The organism is Kluyvera fluvialis (assembly GCF_059725275.1).
The window spans coordinates 3,904,018-3,926,910 of record NZ_AP046142.1 but is presented as its reverse complement, the minus strand read 5'-3'; the positions used below and the strand labels follow the sequence as shown (position 1 = coordinate 3,926,910).

Genomic DNA, 22,893 nt, shown 5'->3' with positions numbered 1-22,893 from the left:
CGAGTCTCTCAAATTTTCGCAACACTGATGGTGTTTTACGAAACATCTTCGGGTTGTGAGGTTAAGCGACTAAGCGTACACGGTGGATGCCCTGGCAGTCAGAGGCGATGAAGGACGTGCTAATCTGCGAAAAGCGTCGGTAAGGTGATATGAACCGTTATAGCCGGCGATGTCCGAATGGGGAAACCCAGTGCAATTCGTTGCACTATCGTTAACTGAATACATAGGTTAACGAGGCGAACCGGGGGAACTGAAACATCTAAGTACCCCGAGGAAAAGAAATCAACCGAGATTCCCCCAGTAGCGGCGAGCGAACGGGGAGCAGCCCAGAGTCTGAATCAGCTTGTGTGTTAGTGGAACGGTCTGGAAAGTCCGACGGTACAGGGTGATAGTCCCGTACACCAAAATGCACAGGTTGTGAACTCGAAGAGTAGGGCGGGACACGTGGTATCCTGTCTGAATATGGGGGGACCATCCTCCAAGGCTAAATACTCCTGACTGACCGATAGTGAACCAGTACCGTGAGGGAAAGGCGAAAAGAACCCCGGCGAGGGGAGTGAAACAGAACCTGAAACCGTGTACGTACAAGCAGTGGGAGCCTCTTTATGGGGTGACTGCGTACCTTTTGTATAATGGGTCAGCGACTTATATTCTGTAGCAAGGTTAACCGAATAGGGGAGCCGAAGGGAAACCGAGTCTTAACTGGGCGTTAAGTTGCAGGGTATAGACCCGAAACCCGGTGATCTAGCCATGGGCAGGTTGAAGGTTGGGTAACACTAACTGGAGGACCGAACCGACTAATGTTGAAAAATTAGCGGATGACTTGTGGCTGGGGGTGAAAGGCCAATCAAACCGGGAGATAGCTGGTTCTCCCCGAAAGCTATTTAGGTAGCGCCTCGTGAACTCATCTTCGGGGGTAGAGCACTGTTTCGGCTAGGGGGTCATCCCGACTTACCAACCCGATGCAAACTACGAATACCGAAGAATGTTATCACGGGAGACACACGGCGGGTGCTAACGTCCGTCGTGAAGAGGGAAACAACCCAGACCGCCAGCTAAGGTCCCAAAGTCACAGTTAAGTGGGAAACGATGTGGGAAGGCTCAGACAGCCAGGATGTTGGCTTAGAAGCAGCCATCATTTAAAGAAAGCGTAATAGCTCACTGGTCGAGTCGGCCTGCGCGGAAGATGTAACGGGGCTAAACTGTGCACCGAAGCTGCGGCAGCGACACTATGTGTTGTTGGGTAGGGGAGCGTTCTGTAAGCCGTTGAAGGTGAACTGTGAGGTTTGCTGGAGGTATCAGAAGTGCGAATGCTGACATAAGTAACGATAATGCGGGTGAAAAACCCGCACGCCGGAAGACCAAGGGTTCCTGTCCAACGTTAATCGGGGCAGGGTGAGTCGACCCCTAAGGCGAGGCCGAAAGGCGTAGTCGATGGGAAACAGGTTAATATTCCTGTACTTGGTGTTACTGCGAAGGGGGGACGGAGAAGGCTATGTTAGCCGGGCGACGGTTGTCCCGGTTTAAGCATGTAGGCGGAGGTTCCAGGTAAATCCGGAACCTTATTAACGCTGAGGTGTGATGACGAGGCACTACGGTGCTGAAGTAACAAATGCCCTGCTTCCAGGAAAAGCCTCTAAGCATCAGGTAACATCAAATCGTACCCCAAACCGACACAGGTGGTCAGGTAGAGAATACCAAGGCGCTTGAGAGAACTCGGGTGAAGGAACTAGGCAAAATGGTGCCGTAACTTCGGGAGAAGGCACGCTGATGGTAGGTGAAGCGACTTGCTCGTGGAGCTGAACTCAGTCGAAGATACCAGCTGGCTGCAACTGTTTATTAAAAACACAGCACTGTGCAAACACGAAAGTGGACGTATACGGTGTGACGCCTGCCCGGTGCCGGAAGGTTAATTGATGGGGTTAGCGGTAACGCGAAGCTCTTGATCGAAGCCCCGGTAAACGGCGGCCGTAACTATAACGGTCCTAAGGTAGCGAAATTCCTTGTCGGGTAAGTTCCGACCTGCACGAATGGCGTAATGATGGCCAGGCTGTCTCCACCCGAGACTCAGTGAAATTGAACTCGCTGTGAAGATGCAGTGTACCCGCGGCAAGACGGAAAGACCCCGTGAACCTTTACTATAGCTTGACACTGAACACTGGTCCTTGATGTGTAGGATAGGTGGGAGGCTTTGAAGCGTGGACGCCAGTCTGCGTGGAGCCAACCTTGAAATACCACCCTTTAATGGCTGGTGTTCTAACGTAGACCCGTAATCCGGGTTGCGGACAGTGTCTGGTGGGTAGTTTGACTGGGGCGGTCTCCTCCTAAAGAGTAACGGAGGAGCACGAAGGTTAGCTAATCCTGGTCGGACATCAGGAGGTTAGTGCAAAGGCATAAGCTAGCTTGACTGCGAGAGTGACGGCTCGAGCAGGTGCGAAAGCAGGTCTTAGTGATCCGGTGGTTCTGAATGGAAGGGCCATCGCTCAACGGATAAAAGGTACTCCGGGGATAACAGGCTGATACCGCCCAAGAGTTCATATCGACGGCGGTGTTTGGCACCTCGATGTCGGCTCATCACATCCTGGGGCTGAAGTAGGTCCCAAGGGTATGGCTGTTCGCCATTTAAAGTGGTACGCGAGCTGGGTTTAGAACGTCGTGAGACAGTTCGGTCCCTATCTGCCGTGGGCGCTGGAGAATTGAGGGGGGCTGCTCCTAGTACGAGAGGACCGGAGTGGACGCATCACTGGTGTTCGGGTTGTCATGCCAATGGCATTGCCCGGTAGCTAAATGCGGAAGAGATAAGTGCTGAAAGCATCTAAGCACGAAACTTGCCCCGAGATGAGTTCTCCCTGACTCCTTGAGAGTCCTGAAGGAACGTTGAAGACTACGACGTTGATAGGTCGGGTGTGTAAGTGTAGCGATACATTGAGCTAACCGATACTAATGAACCGTGAGGCTTAACCTTACAACGCCGAAGATGTTTTGGCGAAAGAGACATCGAAATTCAGCTTGATACAGATAACATCAGAACGTGAAAAACGGTCTGATAACAGAATTTGCCTGGCGGCAGTAGCGCGGTGGTCCCACCTGACCCCATGCCGAACTCAGAAGTGAAACGCCGTAGCGCCGATGGTAGTGTGGGGTCTCCCCATGCGAGAGTAGGGAACTGCCAGGCATCAAATTGCAGTAAACCGGGATAAAAATCCGGGTAGTGACAAAGAAATTCGGTGGAGCGGTAGTTCAGTTGGTTAGAATACCTGCCTGTCACGCAGGGGGTCGCGGGTTCGAGTCCCGTCCGTTCCGCCACTTACATTTCTCAGGGTGTTCTTGTACATCTTGATAAGAAAAAAACCGTATCGTCTTTAAAGCGATACGGTTTTTTTTCGTCTGTAATAAAATAATCCAAACAGCCTGAGGGATGAACGCCATAATGGTCATATCTCTCTGCGCTAAAAAGTAATTCTAGTGCTCATAGCGACCATTTATGTCAGACTTGTCGTTTACATCGATCTCTAAAACAGGAACTCTACCAGAGATGCTTAAACAGGTAGAAATTTTCACCGATGGTTCGTGTCTGGGCAATCCCGGTCCCGGTGGTTACGGAGCCATTTTGCGCTATCGTGGGCGGGAAAAAACCTTTAACGAAGGGTACAACCTTACTACTAATAACCGCATGGAGTTGATGGCGGCAATCGTGGCGCTGGAAGCACTAAAAGAACAGTGTGAAGTGGTACTCAGCACCGACAGCCAGTATGTCCGTCAGGGCATTACACAGTGGATCCACAACTGGAAAAAACGCGGCTGGAAAACGGCAGATAAAAAACCGGTAAAGAACGTTGATCTCTGGAAACGCCTGGATGCTGCCCTGGGACAGCATCAAATTAAATGGGAATGGGTCAAAGGCCACTCGGGCCATCCGGAAAACGAACGCTGTGATGAGCTTGCACGCGCCGCTGCGATGAACCCCACTCAGGATGACGTTGGATATCAGGCCGAGCCTTAAGCGTCCGGCTTACGATATTGCCGGGTTGCCCCCACGGCCTGGCGAATACGTGCCTTACTTTTGTTTTGTTTCATCGGGTTTAGCGTAAGCGGAATCGTTCGCTTGCGCGCAACAATGAGTTGCATACATCCCAGCGCAGGAATATGCGCACTTAACATTTTCCCCCCCTGTTTTCTCCAGGGTAAAACGTGAAAACGGCTATAGTGCAGCACTTCAAAATTCAGCAACGAGAGCCAGTCTAATTGGCGCATCAGCGTAAACATTCGGCTGTTATAGGGCGGTTTTTTACGTAATACCGGTATCAGCTTACGCAACCCCATCAGGCTTGCGGGATTGAATCCGCTCAATATCAACCAGCCATCATCAATGAGTACACGGTCAGCTTCCCGCAGCAATCGATGTGGATCGGCACACCAGGGTAACGTATGGGCCAGCAAACAGACATCGACAGATTTATCCGCAAAGGGCAGTTGGAGAGGGTCAGCCAGCACTTGTATGGGTGAGCCTTGCTCAGAAACATTGACCTGATGAGAAACCGCACACGCTTCAGAATTGATTTCTGCGCTTAAATTACCAATCTTAAGCAGGTGAAAACCGTACATTTTTGCAAACCACGGGGTAAGCTGATGTTCCAGCGCCTCACGATAGTACTCGCCCCAAGGTAAATCATCCCAGTGAACAGGCGCTAAGAGAGTCTGAGGGAGCCTTGCTGGTTTCATCACAATCTTCCGTTACGCAGTGAGAGGTAATCTATGAATCTTAACAGTATTCCTGCATTTCAGGACAATTACATCTGGGTTCTGACAAATAATGAAAACCATTGCCTGATCGTAGACCCAGGCGAAGCGGCGCCGGTATTAAAAGCCATTGCTGATCATAATTGGATCCCTGAAGCCATTTTTCTGACTCATCACCACCAGGATCACGTCGGAGGTGTGAAAGAAATCGTGCAACATTTTCCGCACATAGTGGTTTATGGGCCGGCTGAAACACAAGATAAGGGAACAACGCGTGTAGTCGAAGATGGTGATACCGTTCTCGTTTTAGGGCATAAATTTAGTATTTTTGCCACCCCTGGCCACACTTTAGGACATGTTTGCTACTTTAGTCATCCTTACTTATTTTGCGGCGATACGCTTTTCTCCGGTGGCTGTGGCCGGCTTTTTGAAGGCACCGCTTCACAGATGTATCAATCACTTAGAAAAATAAGTGCGCTTCCGGACGACACGCTTGTGTGTAGCGCGCATGAATACACGTTAGCAAATATGAGATTTGCCTTAAGCATCCTACCGCACGATTCGTTCATAAATGAATATTATCGTAAAGTTAATGAGTTACGTGCAAAAAAACAAATGACACTCCCCGTAATTCTGAAAAATGAGCGACGAAATAATCTTTTTTTGAGAATGGAAGATACTGATTTAATTGATGAAATAAACAAAGAAACAATATTGCAACAGCCTGAGGAGCGTTTTGCCTGGTTAAGGTCAAAGAAAGACACGTTCTGACAATTCTGGGTTGCCTTTTACGAACTTCGCCGTTATGATCGGTCGTCTTTTAAGCAACTATTGACACACACATGAAGGCAAAAGCGATATTACTCGCCTCTGTCCTGCTTGTTGGGTGCCAGAATACTGGTAACGTCCAACAGCACGCACAGAGCCTTTCTGCGGCTGGTCAAGGGGAAGCAGGAAAGTTTTCAAGTCAGGCGCGATGGATGGACGATGGAACATCTATCGCAGCTGAACAGGACTTGTGGGCTTTCATTGGTGACGAGCTAAAGATGGGAATTCCGGAAAATACCCGGATTCGCGAACAGAAACAGAAGTATTTACGTAATAAGAGCTATCTCCACGATGTAACTTTACGGGCAGAGCCGTATATGTACTGGATAGCCGGGCAAGTTAAGAAACGTAACATGCCTATGGAACTGGTACTACTACCCATAGTGGAGAGCGCTTTTGATCCTCACGCAACGTCTGGCGCCAATGCCGCAGGTATTTGGCAGATCATTCCGAGCACGGGGCGCAATTATGGTTTAAAGCAGACCCGCAGTTATGATGCACGTCGCGATATTGTGGCTTCCACCACTGCCGCGCTGGACATGATGCAGCGTCTGAACAAGATGTTTGATGGCGACTGGCTGTTGACCGTTGCTGCTTATAATAGCGGTGAAGGTCGCGTGATGAAGGCAATCAAAGCGAACAAATCGCGTGGCAAGTCCACGGATTTCTGGTCGCTGCCTTTGCCTCAGGAAACGAAGGTCTATGTGCCTAAAATGCTGGCATTGAGTGATATTCTCAAAAACAGCAAACGCTATGGTGTACGTCTGCCAACAACAGACGAAAGCCGTGCGTTGGCGCGTGTTCGCCTGAATAGCCCGGTTGAGATGGCTCAGGTTGCCGATATGGCGGGAATTTCCGTTAGCAAGCTGAAGACATTCAATGCTGGCGTGAAAGGCTCCACGTTGGGTGCTAGCAGCCCGCAATACGTAATGGTGCCAAAGAAACATGCGGAGAAGCTGCGTGAGTCTCTGGCTTCAGGCGAAATTGCCGCTGTGCAGCCAACGTTGGTTGCGGATAACTCGCCGCTGAACAGCCAAAGCTACAAAGTTCGCTCTGGCGATACGCTTTCTGGCATCGCTTCACGTCTTGGCGTGAGCGCGGCAGATCTTAAGCAGTGGAACAATCTGCGCGGATCTAACCTGAAAGTGGGCCAAAGCTTAACGGTAGGGGCTGGAAGCAGCGCGCAGCGTCTGGCGAATAACAGCGATAGCATTACCTATCGTGTGCGTAAAGGTGACTCGCTTGCGAGCATTGCCAAACGCCACGGGGTTAACATCAAGGATGTGATGCGCTGGAACACTGATACTGACAATCTACAGCCTGGCGATCGGCTAACGTTGTTTGTGAAAAACAGCGGTATGCCGGACTCCTGACAAAGCATAACGACAAAGGCACCGATTCCCCCGGTGCCTTTTTTATTGTCTGCGATTTGGTTTTATGCGCCTTGAGCGGGCGCGCAGCGCGGGTGTATTGCCGTGAAACATACAGAACAGCAGTATCACTGACGGGTTGATATCGCGTTATTACTCTGGCTTGTTGGGGCTAAATTCAACGAGCAGCGGGTTGTGGTCAGATGCGCGTGTAACCAGCACTGAGGCCTCGCTGACATTCAAACCACGATAAAAGACAAAATCGAGAGGGCGGCCAAAGGCGCGTCGGCGTTGATCGTCGCTAAAGCGCACCTGGCGCAGCGACATTTCCCGCGTAAAGCGGTACAGCGCATTCATGCGTTGACGGCTCCAGGCGTTGAAATCACCGGCCATAATCACAGGGCCGCTGTGATGGGCAATCTGATCGCCAATAGAAAGTAACTGCTTACTATAAACATCCACGCCAAGGCTGAAGTTAACCGCATGGATATTGACCACCATTAATAAGCGAGAATGAGGCAGCGGGTACACCGTGACCAGCGCTGATTTTGCCAGCCGTAAAATCGGCTCACGCTCGCGCAGTGGGCAGCAGTAAACAGGATGGGCGGCTGAGAGCGTCATGACGCCAGAGGGATGCTGCGGCAGTACAAAGGCGGGAACCTGATCGGCTGCAAGATAGTTAGTGGTTGCAAACTGTACCAGCTCAGGCGTGGTTTGCGCCTCCTGCAATAAAACCAGATGCGCGTCCTTGCCAAAGTTCTTCAGCACCGACAGCCACTCAGCGCGCTGCTGTTTAAAGATATTCCACACCAGGACGCGAATGCGGTCTTCACTGCTTAACGGCGCGCCTGCGGGTAATGCCTGGCCAATATTCGCAAACGACCCTGGCGGTAAAATCCGCTCCACGGGTTGTCCGGCAACATAGCGCATGGCATAGGTTTTTTTTTGCACTTTAAACTTTCAAACCTCTGTAACGTCAACCAGCCCGCAGCCGGGCTAGTTCTTCTGTTATAGGGATTTTAGCACTCACTTTCAACGAACAATTGCAGTTTGTTTTGTGAGTGAGCGCTTACACTAAGTGCTTAGCACCCGAGAGTCAGGGCTAATAACCCATATCGTCCGTAATCAGATGACAACCGGTAGACCATGATGCTTTAATCACACAAATATTCATCCAATTTTGCTTTAGGTGCAATAATCATGAAAGCAACCTCAGAAGAGCTCTCCATCTTTGTTGCGGTAGTCGAGAGTGGGAGTTTTAGTCGTGCCGCAGAGCAACTCGGGCTGGCTAATTCCGCAGTCAGCCGCTCGGTAAAAAAGCTGGAGATGAAGCTGGGGGTGGGGCTGCTGAATCGCACAACCCGCCAGCTAAGCCTGACGGAGGAAGGGGAGCGCTATTTTCGTCGCGTGCAGTCGATTTTGCAGGAGATGGCCGCTGCGGAAACCGAAATCATGGAGTCACGTAATACGCCACGCGGTTTACTGCGCATTGATGCTGCCACACCGGTTGTTTTGCACTTCCTGCTGCCGCTAATCAAACCCTTCCGTGAGCGTTATCCTGATATCACTCTGTCCCTGGTTTCTTCTGAAACATTTATCAACCTGATTGAACGAAAGGTGGATGTAGCAATACGCGTGGGAGCACTAACGGATTCAAGCCTGCGCGCTCGTCCGTTATTCACCAGCTACCGTAAAATTATTGCTTCGCCAGAGTATATTGCGCGCATGGGTAAACCCGAAACGGTAGAAGATCTTAAGCACCACCACTGCCTGGGGTTCACTGAACCGGTTTCACTCAATACCTGGCCTATTGCCTGTTGCGACGGGCAGCTCTACGAGATTGAATGCGGGCTGTCTTCCAACAGTGGTGAAACCCTAAAACAGTTGTGCCTTAGCGGTAACGGTATTACCTGCCTGTCGGACTATATGATTGATAAGGAAATTGCGCGCGGAGAGTTGGTAGAGCTATTAGCCGATAAACGCCTGTTAGTTGAAATGCCTTTCAGCGCGGTTTACTACAGCGATCGGGCGGTTAGCACTCGTATCCGGGCATTTATTGATTTTTTAAGCGAACAGATAAGGTGCTCGACTCAAACACAATAAATACAGGGCCGCAGAGGCGGTCCTGTATAAATGCGCACGGTATACACGCTATCACTGAACAACAGAGTCAGGGATTCTTAGGCCGAGGATACTGGCAATTCCTGCTGTCTTTTTGGCAGTTTTCATCCAGATAGGTTGGCGTAAGTTGGATTTGAATACCACTTTCAACGGGGGATAAATTGGATGGAATCCTATTGGGAGCGGCATAGTTTAAGCTAACCGTGAGTGAATCCAGACTTACGAAGTCATAATCACAATTCACTGTCGCGTCGTCAGATGCTTTAGGGCATTCATCAGTGTAGCCTTGGCCCCTATAATAACGGCTATCGCGCCAACTGTAGAATCCGAATCCTTCTCTGCGGTCTGGGCCCGCACCAAACTGTTCAAAATTAGGCCCGGTATTCCCAAAGCCATCATAAGCGCCAGGATCATCGGCATCTGCGATAGATAAGCGCATTTTCCCCTTCTCTGTGCCAGGCTCAAATTTAAGTACCTGGACGGGAAACGCCTGATAAAGTCTGTCTATCTGCTCTGTATTATATTTGAAGCCAATAACCTCAATAATGAGAAAATCAAGTTTATTCGATGGGATTAAAATATCTTTTACAAGAAGGTTGCCGCCATTACCTTTCCAGCCGACACAAACTGGAAATTGTGTATCGGCATTAAGCTTAATACATATTTCTTCATTATGTGTAAAGACAAAAGATGTCAATGCAACATCGGGATCTTCATTTTCTTTTAATATAGTGAAATTCCCATATTTATTACAGCGATCCCCGCCGCCACCGCTCACAACGTCATAACCACCATTAGGAAATCGATAATAATAAAATTGAGTACGAAAATATCCTGGGGCAGGTTGGCATCCATAATCAAGATCCAACGCCTCTATTAGGCTACCGTCTATAACGCCACTTTGAACAAAGCCCTTAGTAAAGAAGAGCATTTCGATATTTTCTGCGTTAGGCGTATCACCCAAGTGATCTTTGTACCAATTAGTAGAATAGAAGTTCTGCTCTGGCCTTGGTAAATTAGGCATAAGTTGGGAATCTAATGTCCGCCCTTGCAGCACATTTTTATTCTTCGTTTTCCAGTAAACATTAACACCAAGGGCCTGATTTCCATCGTCTTCATTTGGCATTTTCCCTGCTAACTGAACTCGAAGGCTAACAAAACGTTCGCTTAACATTGAAGGGGCGCGCTCTTGAAAACCGAAGTGACCCGTACTAGGCTCTTCAGCATTGGCATTGAATAGCGTGGCAAGGAGTATGCCAACTATTATTCTAATGAATAATCGAAATTTCAACATATCAATTCCCTAAAAAATAATAAAATACTTTCCATTACATTACTGAATTACTAAACGCCTAAAAATAGTTGCCAGACATCCACTTTATTTTCAGGTTTCACAGTGTAATCCTTGCGTATTATGTATCCTAATGGAACGATGAAGGCAATAAAAGACAATTTTGTTAATGATGTCCATTGGTGTAACGCTGAAATATATTATTGACGTGAATTTATATGATGTGTGGTATATATTTAAATGATTTGGTCATACCAGTGTTCGCGATTCTTATTACTCCTTCCGTCATCTAAAATGTGTGGTCTTTTAAACAAATTGTTTCATATAATTTCTTCAGCGCATGAGTGCGTGGGATTTTTGTATTACAAAGTAAGAAAAGATTATTATTTAATATCTATTAAAGGACTAGCTAAATGAAAAGCATGATTCATTCATGGAAAAAGAAAGCAGCTCAGTATCGCGAGCTGAAAAAACAGAAAGGCGTTACGCTGCTTGAAATCATTATCGTACTGGGGATCATTGGTATCATCGCCGCAGGCGTGGTAATTCTGGCACAGCGTGCGTTTACAGCGCAGGATATTTCTGACGTAATTGAAAACACTAACTCTGTTCGTGTTTCGATGGCTGAAGCGTATAAAGATGAGTCAACTTATCCAAGTTCGACCTTCGATGTCACTAGTTTGACAAAAGCCACTATCGCGACGTCATCGGCTGATGCACCAATTGTTACCTTGGTGAAATTGGGCAAACTTGACGCAGCTGAAGCCTTTAACGGAATTTCCAGCGATGCGTTTGAAATCGGTGCTGCAACGTTAGCGTCTGATGGTCCTGAAGGTGCTGCTGGTGCAGCTAAAGGTTTCTATGTCGTCGTTAACGGACTGGATGTTGAAGACTGTCGTAACCTGGCATCGCAGGTAGGTGCACAATGGGATTATGTTGCTAGTGCCACAGCTGGCGCGGGTACACGGGCTAATCTGGGGATTGTTGCTATGGATGCCGATGCTGCATCGGGTACTGCGGTTCTGAAAAGCCTCAAAGCTGACGCGTTGACACCGGCATCTATCGTTTCCGCTGGTTTCTGTGATGCTGGCGACTCAACCAATGCTTTAGTCTTGGGTAGCCGTTAATACTATTTGTATTTAATGCTGAACTTATTCTGCCCCCTTTCCATCTGGGGGCAGTTTTGCTAAATGGATTTAATACGTGATGAGCAAGCGCAACGCGAAAATTGACCAACGGCAGGCAGGGGTTACCCTCCTCGAAATGATTATTGTGCTTGCCATTATCGGCATGTGCCTGATGACTTATGCTAATTATAAACGAAAAGAAGCACAGCAAAGCCATCAACTTATTGTTGCTGATATGGTTGTCCGTGATATTTCCGGCGTGATGCGCTTTATTGCGCAGACCAGTTTGAATATTGTTGGTGGCAGTGGCACTGAATCTAACCCTTTATATACAACGAAAAATACGGCCGTTATCCCTGGTTTTTATGATAACCGCGTAACCAATAAAACATTACAAGATGAGCCAGAGAGTAACTCGAATTATTTTTATTCTGGCTGGTCTACCAACATCACTAAAGGCAGTGACGCAGCCCCTGATAGAGGTTCCCGCTACCTATTCCTGGGGCAGGAATGTAGTGGCAGTGAAGGTGTGAAAGGGGCGCTGCCCTTTAAGCTCACCGACACCATGCTGCCTTGCGAACTGCGTGCGGGGGCTGACTCTCTGGAACTGGTGCTGGAACGTGTCGATTTTGTTAACAATATCCAGCAAAACACCAGCACCAGCGGGCCAGGGATTGAGCGTGTTGATTTCTATATCGCCTACCAGACCGAAGCTGAGAACGAAGGCCTGCATTTTGCTGGGTTTATCAAACCGCTGGAAAAAGCATTAAAAAGCGCTGATCTCGGCTACCTTCAGGCCGTGGTGGTGAGTGTTAGTGGTAGCGGTAATGGCAAAACGTTTAAGTTAGTAAAAAATGCGGCTGGCCAACCGCTGCAAATGGGTGAAGTCCCTAACAATATGGATTTACTGGATTCCAATGGGCGTTATGGCATCCGCCTCAGTTTAAATAAAAGCAGTGAAGATCTTCCTGCTGATGGTTCAATCCCTGCGGCAAAAATGTGTTGGAACGACGCTAAAGGCGAGGCAGGGCCGTGCATTACGGCGCTGGATGAAGACCGTCTGTTGATTACCAGCAGTGATGCGGAAGGTAAAGATAAAGATGAACCAGCGATGTGCTGGAGCAAAGAACAAAAAGAGAGCACGCTGTGTCTTGCGGCGATGGACAGCAACGGTGTGAACCCTGATGAGGAGAACCCAGACGATCGTATTCTGCATTTACGTACCAGCTCTGATAACACAGAATTCCCATCCGCGCCGAGTTCACTAAAAGGAACAACCGGGACGCTGTATGCCAATATCGTGATGGAAAATACGTCGCGCCGGCATCCAGAAAAATGGCATGTTGCGTATGATAGTACCGAAGCCAAGGCACTTAAAGATGGTAAACAGAATGATGATAATTCATCTCTTGAATTCTCTGATGCATTCCGGGGTCAGTATGAGCTGGTGACGCCTACGATTACCTTTTATCAGTCGTTTAAAAATGACTATCCGAAAGGTATGGGGCCGGGTAACGCCGATGATATATATGGCAAAGCCAATAGCAGTAACAATTATAACGATCTATTAAGTGAACCTGGTGTGATTCGCTTACCGCTGCAAAAATGCCCTAAAGTCGCAGGAATTGTGACGCGTGAAGAAAATAACAATGGTGAGCCTCTGATGCGGCAATTATATCCCCGTTTATCGGTCTCAATATCTTCTGTCGCTGCTGATGATGATGCGGGTGCGGAAAAAAATGAAGGTTATAACAACTATACCCAGCAGGGGGCGACTCGTGCGAATACCTTTGCCTCTAAGAATCAAATGGGGGCGGTAGCGGGTGTGGCGATTCAGTCAAATATTGTGGTTAACCAGGATATTGCCACAAATAATATTCCAGAGAAGCAAGATCTGACGGGTGGAACCTTTGAGGATTGGATTGCGGATGAATGGTTTAGCGGTACAGACGACAAAGACGAGCCATTCTGGTTAATTAGTGCCACCTCAGCAACGATTGATCCCGATGGCAACGGTACAAATAAAATTAACCCACAGTCGCTCTCGGTTGTTATTAACCAGTGGTGTAGCACCATTCCACAGGGTGGGATGATCTCATCAGAAAGTAACGGCGGCTGGGGGGTAAACGAACCACATAAATTCTTACTTCATTCGCTGGTGGCGGAAGATACCGACCTTAAATTTTATGACAATAATGGTGGTTCTGAAATTGAATTTCCAGACCATGAGAGAAACACCTATTAATCATTGGAAGAACAATATGAAAACAACATGGATAACTGGGGCTGCGGTATCAGCTCTATTATGCAGTCAGGTAGCTTTTGCCGCTACCGCGCCAGCGGGGCAAAAAACTGACTCCGGTATGCTGAAAACCGCACCTGTGCAAACTGCTCCGACGCAAGCCGCTCCTTCTGCACCGCGAAATCCGTTTTCAGAGGGGAATACAGCAGGTAGCGTTGCCTCTGTTAGTGCGCCTGTGTCCACTGCACCAGAAATAAAAATTGATTTGCTGGAAGAGGAGTTGTTGAGCCAGCAGTTGAGTAAATGGGCGCAGCAAAATGGTTATAAGCTACTCTGGAACAGTTCAACTGATTTTGTCATTTATAAAGCAATACATCTGCAAGGTAAATCATTGCAGGATGTCTTGATTAAATTGGGGCAGGTTTTTACCTCTGAAAATTACGGCTTAGTGATTAAAGATTACCAGGTTAATAACGTACTGATCATTGATGAGCAGTAGTAGCGCAAGGGAAAAATGCTATGAATATTAAAATTTCGCTTCTGGCGTTGACGCTGGCAATTCAGGGTTGTACGTCCATTGACACCAAATACGATAAAAGTATTGTCCCACAGGAAACCGGCAACCCGACGACCTCTGATGACATGAAAACGACGGGTTATATGAAATACAACGAGCCATATTTAGGCAAAAAAGTTGAATATAACTCGCGCAAGCAGGCTCTGTTGCGTAAGCAGGTGAGTATTCAGTCTTACGAGCCAACTGACCTGGCAACAATTCTGGAAGCGGTAACAGCACAGACCGGTATTAGCTATCGTATCAATACTACCGCGGGCAGTGGTAAAACCGATACGGTGGAGCCTGAATTCCGTAGCGTGAAATTTGATGGGACTTTTGAGGAATTCACTCGTTATATTTCTGCACTGTATGACGTGAGTCCAGTGTTGGATAACAACGGTGTGCTGTTAGTCTCTTATTACCAAAATTACGTACTGAAACTTGATTTTTACGGTGAAGATAATAAGTTTGAAACCAGTCTTGACCTGTCCGGTAATGAAGCGACGACGGGCGGTGGCCTGAAAGGTAAAGCTGAAACCAAATTTGAATCCAGTTTCTGGGATGACGTTGAGGATATGGCTGATAAATTCGTCTCCAGCGGTATTTACAGTATTTTCAAAGATGCTTCTATTCTGACTATCACCGCTCGCCCTTCGGAATATCATGCATTAAATGAATCGCTGAAAAAATTCCAGGCAGATAATACCCGCCAATTTGTCGTGACCTACAAAATATTCACCCTTGATAAGCGTAAAGCCAAAGAGTTGGGCGGTGGGGTCAATATGACGTTTAACGATGGGACATCTTCTTTTGGTATCGACAGTTCAGAAATGTTGATGAAGCTCTCTGGTGGCTTAACCGCAGGGTGGACTAATCAGCACATGGACATTAGCTCTCAACTAGATGCCCTATATGAACTCACCGGCAGCAAAATTATTCAGAGTGGTTCTTTTATCACCCGTAATAACATTCCTATTCCGTTAAACATGACCACCTCGCAATATTATGTCTCCAGCCGTACCCGGGAAGAAGACTCCAATTCGGGAGACGTTAGTACAGAGGTTGAAACCACCGAACTGGTCACCGGTACCAGTTTTATTCTGACCCCACGTATTTTAACTGATGGCCGAATTGAAGTGGCCAGCGGCTTTACCAAGCGCTATCTCAATTCAATCGATACTTTTGACGAAGTGCAGTTACCGTCAGTGAGTACGACCGAAATGTTCAATATTTCCACCATTACGCCGGGTAGCCTGCTGCTGGTGAGTAAATACGAAGCGAAAGAGGATTCCGATGGGCAAGGATGGTCGGTGCTGGCTGGTTCAGTCACTAATAATGAGCATGTTGAGACCGTAGTCATGGTTGTGGGTATTGATAATTACCGTGCCCCAACGCAGACCCGATGAGGTTCTTATGCTTAATCGCTTATCAGAGAATCGGATATTAATTAATCTGGTCTGGAGCTATGAGCCTGTATCTCATGAACCTTGGTTTATTGACTGGTTATCTCATTTGCGGCGAACTCACCGCCAGCTAAATAGCCAGTCAGACGAGGGGAAAACCGTCGAGGGTTTTTGCAGTAAATACTCCACCTTGTATGAGCCTTTTGCTCTCTGGATGAAAGACTTATACGGCGACGGTATTTATTATTATGAACAGGCTGAAAGTTATTATTACCTGATTATTTCGCACGGTGTCCCCGTTTCGGGCAGTGACATTCTGGTGTCCAGACGGTTCAGGATGAAGCTGAAAGAGCAGTTAAAAGAGGCTCCACAATATGCTGGTTTGCCGTTAGTTCAATTAACCGAACAGCATGTTGCAACAGTGATTGAACGCTGTACAGAGCATCAGTTGCGGCAGAAAAAACGGCGGCAGTTGATGATTGGCGTGCTGACATTGGGCGGCATTATATTCTTATTGGTGTTTATGGCACTGCTGAAATTATTTATAAGAGGATGAGCGAGTGGCGGTCTCTGAAAATCTCTATTTCTGGAAGCGTCGTAACATGGGAGGCGCACCTACCGGACGAGGAAGTAGCGCCATCACTTGGGTGGCTATACTCCTCGTTTTATTAGTGGGCGGCGGCGGGGCTGGCTATTACTATTTTATCTGGAAACCGGAACAGGAACGGCTGGCTAAAGTCAAAGCTGAACAAGCGGATCGTCAGAAAAAAATCAAAGCGATCGAGGATTTTTATCGGAATTCGCTGACCGGTGGCAGTATTGCTGATGCCAACCGCTTGTTGGAACAGATTTTACTGGCGAATAGAAAAGTGTCTCAACTTGGTTTTTCCGCGAAAAGTATCAAGTGCAGCAGCACGGGGTGCTCATTCAGCTATATGCTGGATCCTGGTCGCGTATTTAGTGTTCTGGATATTAATGTTTGGGATAAAGTGTATTCGCCAAGTTTTTCTAAAAACATATTGGACTATACGGGGATCGACTCCAGGCTAAATAAGCACCCTTGGTTCACTGCCTGGCAAGAAAAAGAAAAAGTTAATCTTCCAGCTTGCACCGATATTTTGAGTTATATCAGTACTTGGAACTCATTAGGCGGGAGAAATGTTGCGTTAGTATTAACAAAAATGCCAGCTTCTTCCGTTGAGAATAATGAAAGTGCGCTGAAAAGCGCCGTCACCTCGTTTGGGATGCTGTTTGCTGGCTGGAAGATAACATTACCGAGCAAAATGGATATTGTAGGTGCGTCATTAGTGTTGAACAAACAACCTTTTGCTGACGCATTTATTATTAAATCAATAGAGTTCAATGAAAAATCAACGCTTGTTACCGGAGGACTGGCATGCAAAAAGGGAAATTAATCATTGCGGGAATAGTGTTGACGCTTTCACCTGCTCTTTACGCCGCAGGCACAACGCAAATCACCCCAGCGCAAGAGATTGTACAAGCGCCAAGCGCACCGCCGTCTGGTAGCGCATCGCCAATGCAAGAACACGTTGTTGATATGATGGAAAAAGATTTCACCTTTGAGAATCAGTATCGTGAATTGAATAATCAAGTCGCTCTGGAAAAACTACGCAGTGAGTTACGCAAATTGCGTGGTGAAAAAAGCGCGGGAGCTGCAACTGCCGCTGTCCCAATGCTTGCAGCCAGTAGTGCTGTTGATAATTTCAATGAAGCGCCCGCTACGGAGTCAGCGTCGGCACCAGCCTTACGACCGCTGCTCATCTCAGAAATCGCGGGTCAAAAACGTGTGGCGATTGCCGGCGTAGACGGTGCGGTCAAAATGGTCGCGCTGAATCAACGTTTTAACTACGGCGGCCATAGCTATATTGCTCGTCATAACCAGGCGAATGACGTTACGGTAGAGGTTGTTGGTCAGTGATTGATTATATCCAGTTTACCGAGGAGAACATTCATTCTCAGGAGTGGCAATTTCAAGAGTATGATGGCGATATCCTGGTTGCTGAACATGCGGATGAAGCTTGGTTACTGGTGTCCACCCCTCTGATTGATAATCTTGCGCCAATGCAGGCGGTGATCTACCGTCTGCAGGTTGCGCATAACGTTCAGGTTAAAGGGATCGCGCAGGTCAGCGAGATAAATTATTACCTGATTGTCGAACAGCTACTGTCGAAAGAAAATAAGCTGCTAGAGCAAGAAAGCAGTAATACGCAACTCGCGCTGGAGGAGATGCTGAAAAAGGCCGTAGCGCTAAGGGCCAGCGATCTACATATCACCCGTAATGATATGGTGGCGAATATAGAGTTGCGCATTAACGGTGTGCTCTGCCCGTTTCTACAGATGAAAGCTTCACGTTGCGACGAACTGGTCTTTGTGCTTTACAACGTTGAGGCTAGTACGCGTGATACCACCTGGAACCGTAATATTGCGCAAAATGCGAATATCCTCTATTCGCTAGAGGGGAAAAGCTATCGTTTCCGTTATGCGCATTATCCTATATTTGGCGAAACCAGTGATTGCTATCACGTCGTGCTGCGTATTATTCCTTCGGGTCTGGATAAAGCCAGCGTCGCGAGTCTGGATAAACTGGGGGTTTCCGAGGCGGAAATTAGCGATCTTAAAAAGATCCTGAGTAACCCTTACGGTGCTTATATCATCGCAGGAACCACCGGTTCGGGAAAATCAACCACACTCAAAAACCTGATGGAATGGATGCAGATCAACCGCTATGACAATCGCGGCTGTTTCCTGACGGTCGAAGATCCGGTCGAATATCAGATTTACGGCGCGACGCAAAGCTCGGTATTAAGTGGTGAATCAGGTGGGTTCCATTCGGCGATCAAATCCTCATTACGTCGCGACCCAGATGTGCTGATGGTGGGGGAGATCCGTGACAATATCTCTTCTAACGCTCTGGCTGGCGCGGTAGAAAGTGGTCACTACTGTTTTACCACAGTGCACGCAGGCAACATTGTTTCTTTGTTGCAGCGTCTCTCCGCGCTGGGAATTACCAGCGATAAACTTTCAACACCCGGGTTTATTGCGGGCTTGCAGTGCCAGAAGTTGATACCCGTGCTGTGCCCTGAGTGCAAAATATCTTTAGGTCCCACAGCTATCAAGGGACGTGAATTTCAGCTGTATGAAAAGAATCCGCAGGGCTGCCCCGCCTGCAAGCGGACCGGTATTGGCGGGCGTCAGTTGGTCATGGAGTATCTGTTACCAGTATATGACGAGCTGGAAGCGATCGCCGAACAGAAGTGGCTCAAAGTTTATACCATTTGGCGCGAAAAACGCCTTAAACAGACCAGCCTGAGCGAAGGATTCGAAATTAAAGAAAAAACGATGGCGGCAGTATTACAGGGACGCGTGTGCGCTACCTGGTTTCAGATGGAGTTTGGACATGTGGTTCAGGAAGAGCTGGAGGTCATAGTTGAAAAAATTCGGTAAAAAACAGCGGATTTATCTTTATCAATTCTGCGCGGATATGATTAATGCCGAACTTCCCCTTTATGATGCGTTGCAAAAGTTACGTGCGGAAGGGGTTAAGTTATTAGGCAAAGGATTTGTCAAACGGCTGGATGAACTGACCAGTAAAATGGCAAAGACGACCTCAATTGCGATGGTTTTTGAAGGACTGGTGCCTGACTCGGAATTAAGCGTGATTAACGCGGCAGAACGCAGCGGTAGCCTGGCAGATGGTTTTATTACGCTGGTTAATGTTATTAATTACAATAGTGAACTCAGAAAGAAAATCGTCGGTGCTATTACCTTCCCGTTAATTATGATGGTGCTTTCGTTGATCGTCATTGCCGGTTATGCCTATAAGGTTTTTCCAGCATTTGAAGGTGTTGTACCCGTGGAAAAATGGCCAGGTGTCACTCAGGCACTATATCTTTTTGGCATGGCGCTATGTAAAGGGCTGTGGATTTATATCCTCATTGGTTTTATTGTCGTTGTGACTGTAATAAAAATGGCAATGAGTAAAATGACGGGAAATATCCGTAATCAGATTCTTGACCGGGTTATGCCGTTTTCTACCTATAAACAACTCACTGCATCAATCTTTCTCAATAACCTGGCGCTGATGTTAAAAAATGGTATTCCATTAAACGATGCACTCAGTATTATCAGCCTTAACTCTTCCCGCTGGTTACGCTGGCACCTAGCTGGTATGCAGAGAAAGATGGCTGCAGGGGTTAGTTATGGGGAGGCGCTTAACTCGGGTTTATTGAATACGGAAACTCTGCTCAATATTAGCCTTTATGCTGCATTGCCTTCATTTAATGAAGTGCTGCTGGCGGTGTCGAATAAATCACGAGAACACATTCGTGAATATATCAATAAACTCTCCGGTTTATTAAAAGCACTCTCTACGTTGATATTAGGGGGGAGCGTAATTTGGGTATTTGCTGCGCTGTTTTCGCTTAGCGATAAATTGGCGGCGATGGGTGCTAGCGGATCTTTCTAGGAATTTTAAACAATGGACTTGTTGATGCCGTGGATGACGGCGATTTTTATTCCGCTGGGGCTGCTGTTTGGCAGCCTGGCCAACGTAATCATTTATCGTCTGCCGTTGATGCTTGGCGTAACTGAAGGCAATGACTCCGCCAGTTCATCGGTGAATTTATGGTGGCCTCCGTCGCATTGCCCGGTATGTCAATCCGATATTAAGCCCTGGGATAATATCCCAGTGGTCAGTTGGCTGCTACTGAAAGGTAAATGCCGTCAGTGCGGTGTGACGATTCCGATTATTTATCCGATTTCTGAGCTGGCGATGGGATTAGTCTGGGGAGGGCTGGCATGGTTTTGCCTACCGCACTTATCCCTTCAGCTTACGCTCGCCTATGCACTGTTATTTATGCTGCTGTATACCGCTGCTGTTATTGATTTTAAACACCTCATTCTGCCAGATGGGCTGGTATTCACCGTGCTATGGGGCGGTTTGTTGCTTGCCGCCGCTGGCTATTCGCCCATCCGAGTTAAGGATGCTGTATATGGTGTCGTCATCGCCTGGCTGCTGTTGTGGGGAGTGATGAAATTATGGGAAAAATTCAGCAAACATGATGGTCTGGGCTACGGTGATGTCAAACTCTATGCCGCTTGCGGAGCATGGCTTGGTTGGCAGCAGTTACCGGACTTACTCTGTTTTTCTGCGCTGGCAGGTTTGCTGTTTTACGCCTGCGTTCGTTTAGTTTGTCGTGATGCGGATAGCAACCAACGCTTTTATATCCCGTTTGGCCCGGCTATTGCGCTGGCCGCATTTTTACTGCTGCTCTGAGCGAGGTAAGCATGTCCTGTTTGATATGGAGTGTATGGCTGACGATGGCGCCACTGGCGACAAGCAGTTGCGAGCAGGCCTGGCAGCAAGAGTTAGTGCCTTCCCTGCAGGTGTCCACCGAGTGGTCACAGGGAAACCTGAGAATGCCGTCTGCTGATGTGGTGATTGCCGATGATAATGCCATGGTGCACTTTGTCTGGCCTGTCGCGCACCAGCAGATAAGTTCAGGGTTCGGATTCCGCTTACATCCCGTGCTGGGGCGTATCATGGCGCATAAAGGATTGGATATCCCCTTGCCAATGGGCAGCAGCGTTCATGCGGTAGCCGATGGTGAAGTCGTGGAGAGCGGTTACAATCGTAACGCTGGGTACTTTTTAGCTATCCGCCATGCAGATGGCTGGCTGAGCCGCTATTTTCACCTCTCCTCAGTAAGAGTGCATAAAGGCGAAAAGCTGTCTGCGGGTGATGAGATAGCGACATCAGGAAGCAGTGGTTTAACTACCGGTCCCCATCTACATCTGGAAATCGCCTGGCGGGGCGTCGCTCTCGACCCGCAGCCTCTGCTGAACAATACTCCGTTGCTGACACGCGCCGATCGTTCGCCTGTGGAGATACAAACTGATGCTCAGCCTAGGGTGGTGTTGGTTTCTCGGGGGGCTGGCGGAGTACGCGTCACTGTCCGCTTTAATAATAAAACACGCACTGTCACGCCAGGCAGCATTGTGTTTGATAGCTATAAGGTCGTGCTCGAGCGCGGTGGCAAATATCAGATTGTGTCCATCGCATAATACCTCTTCAAGCGCTGATCCCGTTGGCGTAGGTTATCGTCAGTAAGGTCAGACAGTTGATGGTGCGGATAGCGCTACGCGGCTTTTTCTTATACCGACTCGCTTCTACAGTTGTGATACCCTCCCTCCAGAACGCATAATATACGGTTATTGCCTCGCGTCGCGAGGGAGAGTTGATTCATTGTTGACCTGTCTTTGCGAGTGTAACGATGAGCGTTGTAGGGTTTTTCCCTTTACTCTTATCGGGGTAGGAATATTTAGGAGGTTATCATTAGTACTATAGATACTGACAGGATAGTAGTCCTCGATACCGAAACCACCGGTATGAATCAGATCGGTGCCCACTACGAAGGCCACAAGATTATTGAGATTGGTGCCGTCGAGGTGATTAACCGTCGTTTAACCGGCAACAACTTCCATGTTTACCTCAAACCAGACCGGCTGGTGGACCCGGAAGCGTTCGGCGTTCACGGTATTGCCGATGAGTTTTTGCTGGATAAGCCCACCTTTGCCGAGGCGGCCGATGAGTTTATCGATTACATCCGTGGCGCGGAGCTGGTCATCCATAACGCATCGTTCGATATCGGCTTTATGGACTATGAGTTTAGTAAGCTCAATCGCGGTATTCCAAAAACCGATACCTTCTGCAAGGTCACCGATAGCCTGGCGCTGGCGAGGAAGATGTTCCCCGGCAAGCGTAACAGCCTCGATGCGTTATGTTCACGCTACGAAATAGACAACACCAAGCGTACGCTGCACGGCGCATTACTCGATGCCCAAATTCTGGCAGACGTCTACCTGACGATGACCGGCGGGCAAACCTCTATCAAGTTTACGATGGAAGGTGAGGGGCAACAGCAGGCTGGCGCTACCGGAATTCAGCGCATTGTGCGAGGGGCCAGCAAGCTACGCGTTGTTTATGCCACTGATGAGGAGCTGATGAATCATGAATCACGGCTCGATCTGGTGCAGAAGAAGGGCGGAAGCTGTCTCTGGCGGGCGTAAAACACCTGTTTTTGCTGTGAAAATAAACGACTGGGCGATTTTTGCAGCAAACGATTCAAAAGTAGATAAAAATCGTTGACGGTGGACTGGGGAATCCGTAATATTCGCCTCGTTCCCACGGGAACA

18 protein-coding genes, 1 tRNA gene, 2 rRNA genes and 1 pseudogene are annotated in these 22,893 nt (G+C 48.0%); 19 read left to right on the top strand and 3 right to left on the bottom strand.

Going from position 1 to position 22,893, the window contains the following annotated elements:
* The first annotated feature begins 59 nt into the window (after positions 1 to 59).
* The 4 genes and pseudogenes from AC6I4B_RS18675 (at position 60) to rnhA (ending at position 4,003) form a co-directional block, all read left to right on the top strand.
* Positions 60 to 2,965: ribosomal RNA gene (locus AC6I4B_RS18675) — 23S ribosomal RNA — on the top strand.
* A 94-nt stretch (positions 2,966 to 3,059) separates the two neighbouring features.
* Positions 3,060 to 3,175, top strand: a 5S ribosomal RNA gene (rrf, locus tag AC6I4B_RS18670).
* Positions 3,176 to 3,229: 54 nt separating this feature from the next.
* Positions 3,230 to 3,306: transfer RNA gene (locus tag AC6I4B_RS18665), tRNA-Asp, on the top strand.
* Positions 3,307 to 3,465: 159 nt separating this feature from the next.
* Positions 3,466 to 4,003: pseudogene (gene rnhA / locus AC6I4B_RS18660) on the top strand (ribonuclease HI).
* Here rnhA and AC6I4B_RS18655 read toward each other — a convergent pair.
* Positions 4,000 to 4,722, bottom strand: coding sequence for a class I SAM-dependent methyltransferase (locus tag AC6I4B_RS18655; protein WP_497767287.1), 723 nt, complete (start codon positions 4,720 to 4,722; stop codon positions 4,000 to 4,002). The pseudogene rnhA and the gene AC6I4B_RS18655 overlap by 4 nt on opposite strands.
* A 33-nt stretch (positions 4,723 to 4,755) precedes the next feature.
* On the opposite strand from AC6I4B_RS18655, the gene gloB reads away from it, so the two are divergent.
* Positions 4,756 to 5,511 carry a hydroxyacylglutathione hydrolase gene (gene gloB, locus AC6I4B_RS18650; protein WP_497767285.1) on the top strand — a complete coding sequence of 252 codons (756 nt, stop codon included), beginning with the start codon at positions 4,756 to 4,758 and terminating at the stop codon, positions 5,509 to 5,511.
* A gap of 71 nt (positions 5,512 to 5,582) precedes the next feature.
* Positions 5,583 to 6,941: a murein transglycosylase D gene (gene mltD, locus AC6I4B_RS18645; protein ID WP_497767284.1), complete on the top strand. Its 1,359-nt coding sequence runs from the start codon at positions 5,583 to 5,585 to the stop codon at positions 6,939 to 6,941.
* Between the two features lie 150 nt (positions 6,942 to 7,091).
* Here mltD and AC6I4B_RS18640 read toward each other — a convergent pair whose 3' ends face one another.
* Positions 7,092 to 7,889: an endonuclease/exonuclease/phosphatase family protein gene (locus tag AC6I4B_RS18640; RefSeq protein ID WP_497767282.1), complete on the bottom strand. Its 798-nt coding sequence runs from the start codon at positions 7,887 to 7,889 to the stop codon at positions 7,092 to 7,094.
* 249 nt (positions 7,890 to 8,138) lie between these two features.
* On the opposite strand from AC6I4B_RS18640, the gene yafC reads away from it, so the two are divergent.
* Entirely contained in the window at positions 8,139 to 9,041 is a 903-nt protein-coding gene (gene yafC / locus AC6I4B_RS18635; protein WP_497767280.1) for a DNA-binding transcriptional regulator YafC, read from the top strand.
* A 67-nt stretch (positions 9,042 to 9,108) separates the two neighbouring features.
* Here yafC and AC6I4B_RS18630 read toward each other — a convergent pair whose 3' ends face one another.
* Positions 9,109 to 10,353 (bottom strand): hypothetical protein, encoded by a 1,245-nt coding sequence (locus AC6I4B_RS18630; protein WP_497767278.1) that lies wholly within the window; start codon positions 10,351 to 10,353, stop codon positions 9,109 to 9,111.
* Positions 10,354 to 10,763: 410 nt separating this feature from the next.
* Here AC6I4B_RS18630 and AC6I4B_RS18625 point away from each other — a divergent pair, with 410 nt between their 5' ends.
* The 12 genes from AC6I4B_RS18625 (at position 10,764) to dnaQ (ending at position 22,767) form a co-directional block, all read left to right on the top strand.
* Positions 10,764 to 11,477, top strand: a complete 714-nt coding sequence (locus AC6I4B_RS18625) for a type IV pilus major pilin (RefSeq protein ID WP_497767277.1) — start codon at positions 10,764 to 10,766, stop codon at positions 11,475 to 11,477.
* Positions 11,478 to 11,556: 79 nt separating this feature from the next.
* On the top strand, positions 11,557 to 13,722 hold the full coding sequence (locus AC6I4B_RS18620) for a prepilin-type N-terminal cleavage/methylation domain-containing protein (RefSeq protein ID WP_497767275.1): 2,166 nt from the start codon (positions 11,557 to 11,559) through the stop codon (positions 13,720 to 13,722).
* A gap of 16 nt (positions 13,723 to 13,738) precedes the next feature.
* Positions 13,739 to 14,218, top strand: coding sequence for a TcpQ domain-containing protein (locus tag AC6I4B_RS18615; RefSeq protein ID WP_497767273.1), 480 nt, complete (start codon positions 13,739 to 13,741; stop codon positions 14,216 to 14,218).
* A gap of 20 nt (positions 14,219 to 14,238) precedes the next feature.
* Entirely contained in the window at positions 14,239 to 15,681 is a 1,443-nt protein-coding gene (locus tag AC6I4B_RS18610; protein ID WP_497767271.1) for a type II and III secretion system protein, read from the top strand.
* A gap of 7 nt (positions 15,682 to 15,688) precedes the next feature.
* The gene (locus tag AC6I4B_RS18605; RefSeq protein ID WP_497767269.1) at positions 15,689 to 16,234 is read left to right on the top strand and encodes a hypothetical protein; all 546 of its coding nucleotides are present in this window, start codon (positions 15,689 to 15,691) and stop codon (positions 16,232 to 16,234) included.
* A 4-nt stretch (positions 16,235 to 16,238) separates the two neighbouring features.
* Positions 16,239 to 17,093, top strand: coding sequence for a hypothetical protein (locus AC6I4B_RS18600; RefSeq protein WP_497767268.1), 855 nt, complete (start codon positions 16,239 to 16,241; stop codon positions 17,091 to 17,093).
* Positions 17,075 to 17,617 carry a hypothetical protein gene (locus AC6I4B_RS18595; RefSeq protein ID WP_497767266.1) on the top strand — a complete coding sequence of 181 codons (543 nt, stop codon included), beginning with the start codon at positions 17,075 to 17,077 and terminating at the stop codon, positions 17,615 to 17,617. The genes AC6I4B_RS18600 and AC6I4B_RS18595 overlap by 19 nt, the downstream gene beginning before the upstream one ends.
* Positions 17,617 to 19,143 (top strand): ATPase, T2SS/T4P/T4SS family, encoded by a 1,527-nt coding sequence (locus tag AC6I4B_RS18590; RefSeq protein ID WP_497772245.1) that lies wholly within the window; start codon positions 17,617 to 17,619, stop codon positions 19,141 to 19,143. Before AC6I4B_RS18595 ends, AC6I4B_RS18590 begins: the two co-directional genes overlap by 1 nt.
* Positions 19,127 to 20,164 carry a type II secretion system F family protein gene (locus AC6I4B_RS18585; protein WP_497767265.1) on the top strand — a complete coding sequence of 346 codons (1,038 nt, stop codon included), beginning with the start codon at positions 19,127 to 19,129 and terminating at the stop codon, positions 20,162 to 20,164. The genes AC6I4B_RS18590 and AC6I4B_RS18585 overlap by 17 nt, the downstream gene beginning before the upstream one ends.
* A 12-nt stretch (positions 20,165 to 20,176) precedes the next feature.
* Positions 20,177 to 20,974, top strand: coding sequence for a prepilin peptidase (locus AC6I4B_RS18580; protein ID WP_497767263.1), 798 nt, complete (start codon positions 20,177 to 20,179; stop codon positions 20,972 to 20,974).
* Positions 20,975 to 20,985: 11 nt separating this feature from the next.
* A complete protein-coding gene (locus tag AC6I4B_RS18575) occupies positions 20,986 to 21,762 on the top strand; it encodes a M23 family metallopeptidase (RefSeq protein WP_497767262.1) in 777 nt (258 codons plus the stop codon).
* Between the two features lie 279 nt (positions 21,763 to 22,041).
* A complete protein-coding gene (gene dnaQ, locus AC6I4B_RS18570) occupies positions 22,042 to 22,767 on the top strand; it encodes a DNA polymerase III subunit epsilon (protein WP_497772243.1) in 726 nt (241 codons plus the stop codon).
* Positions 22,768 to 22,893 lie beyond the last annotated feature (126 nt).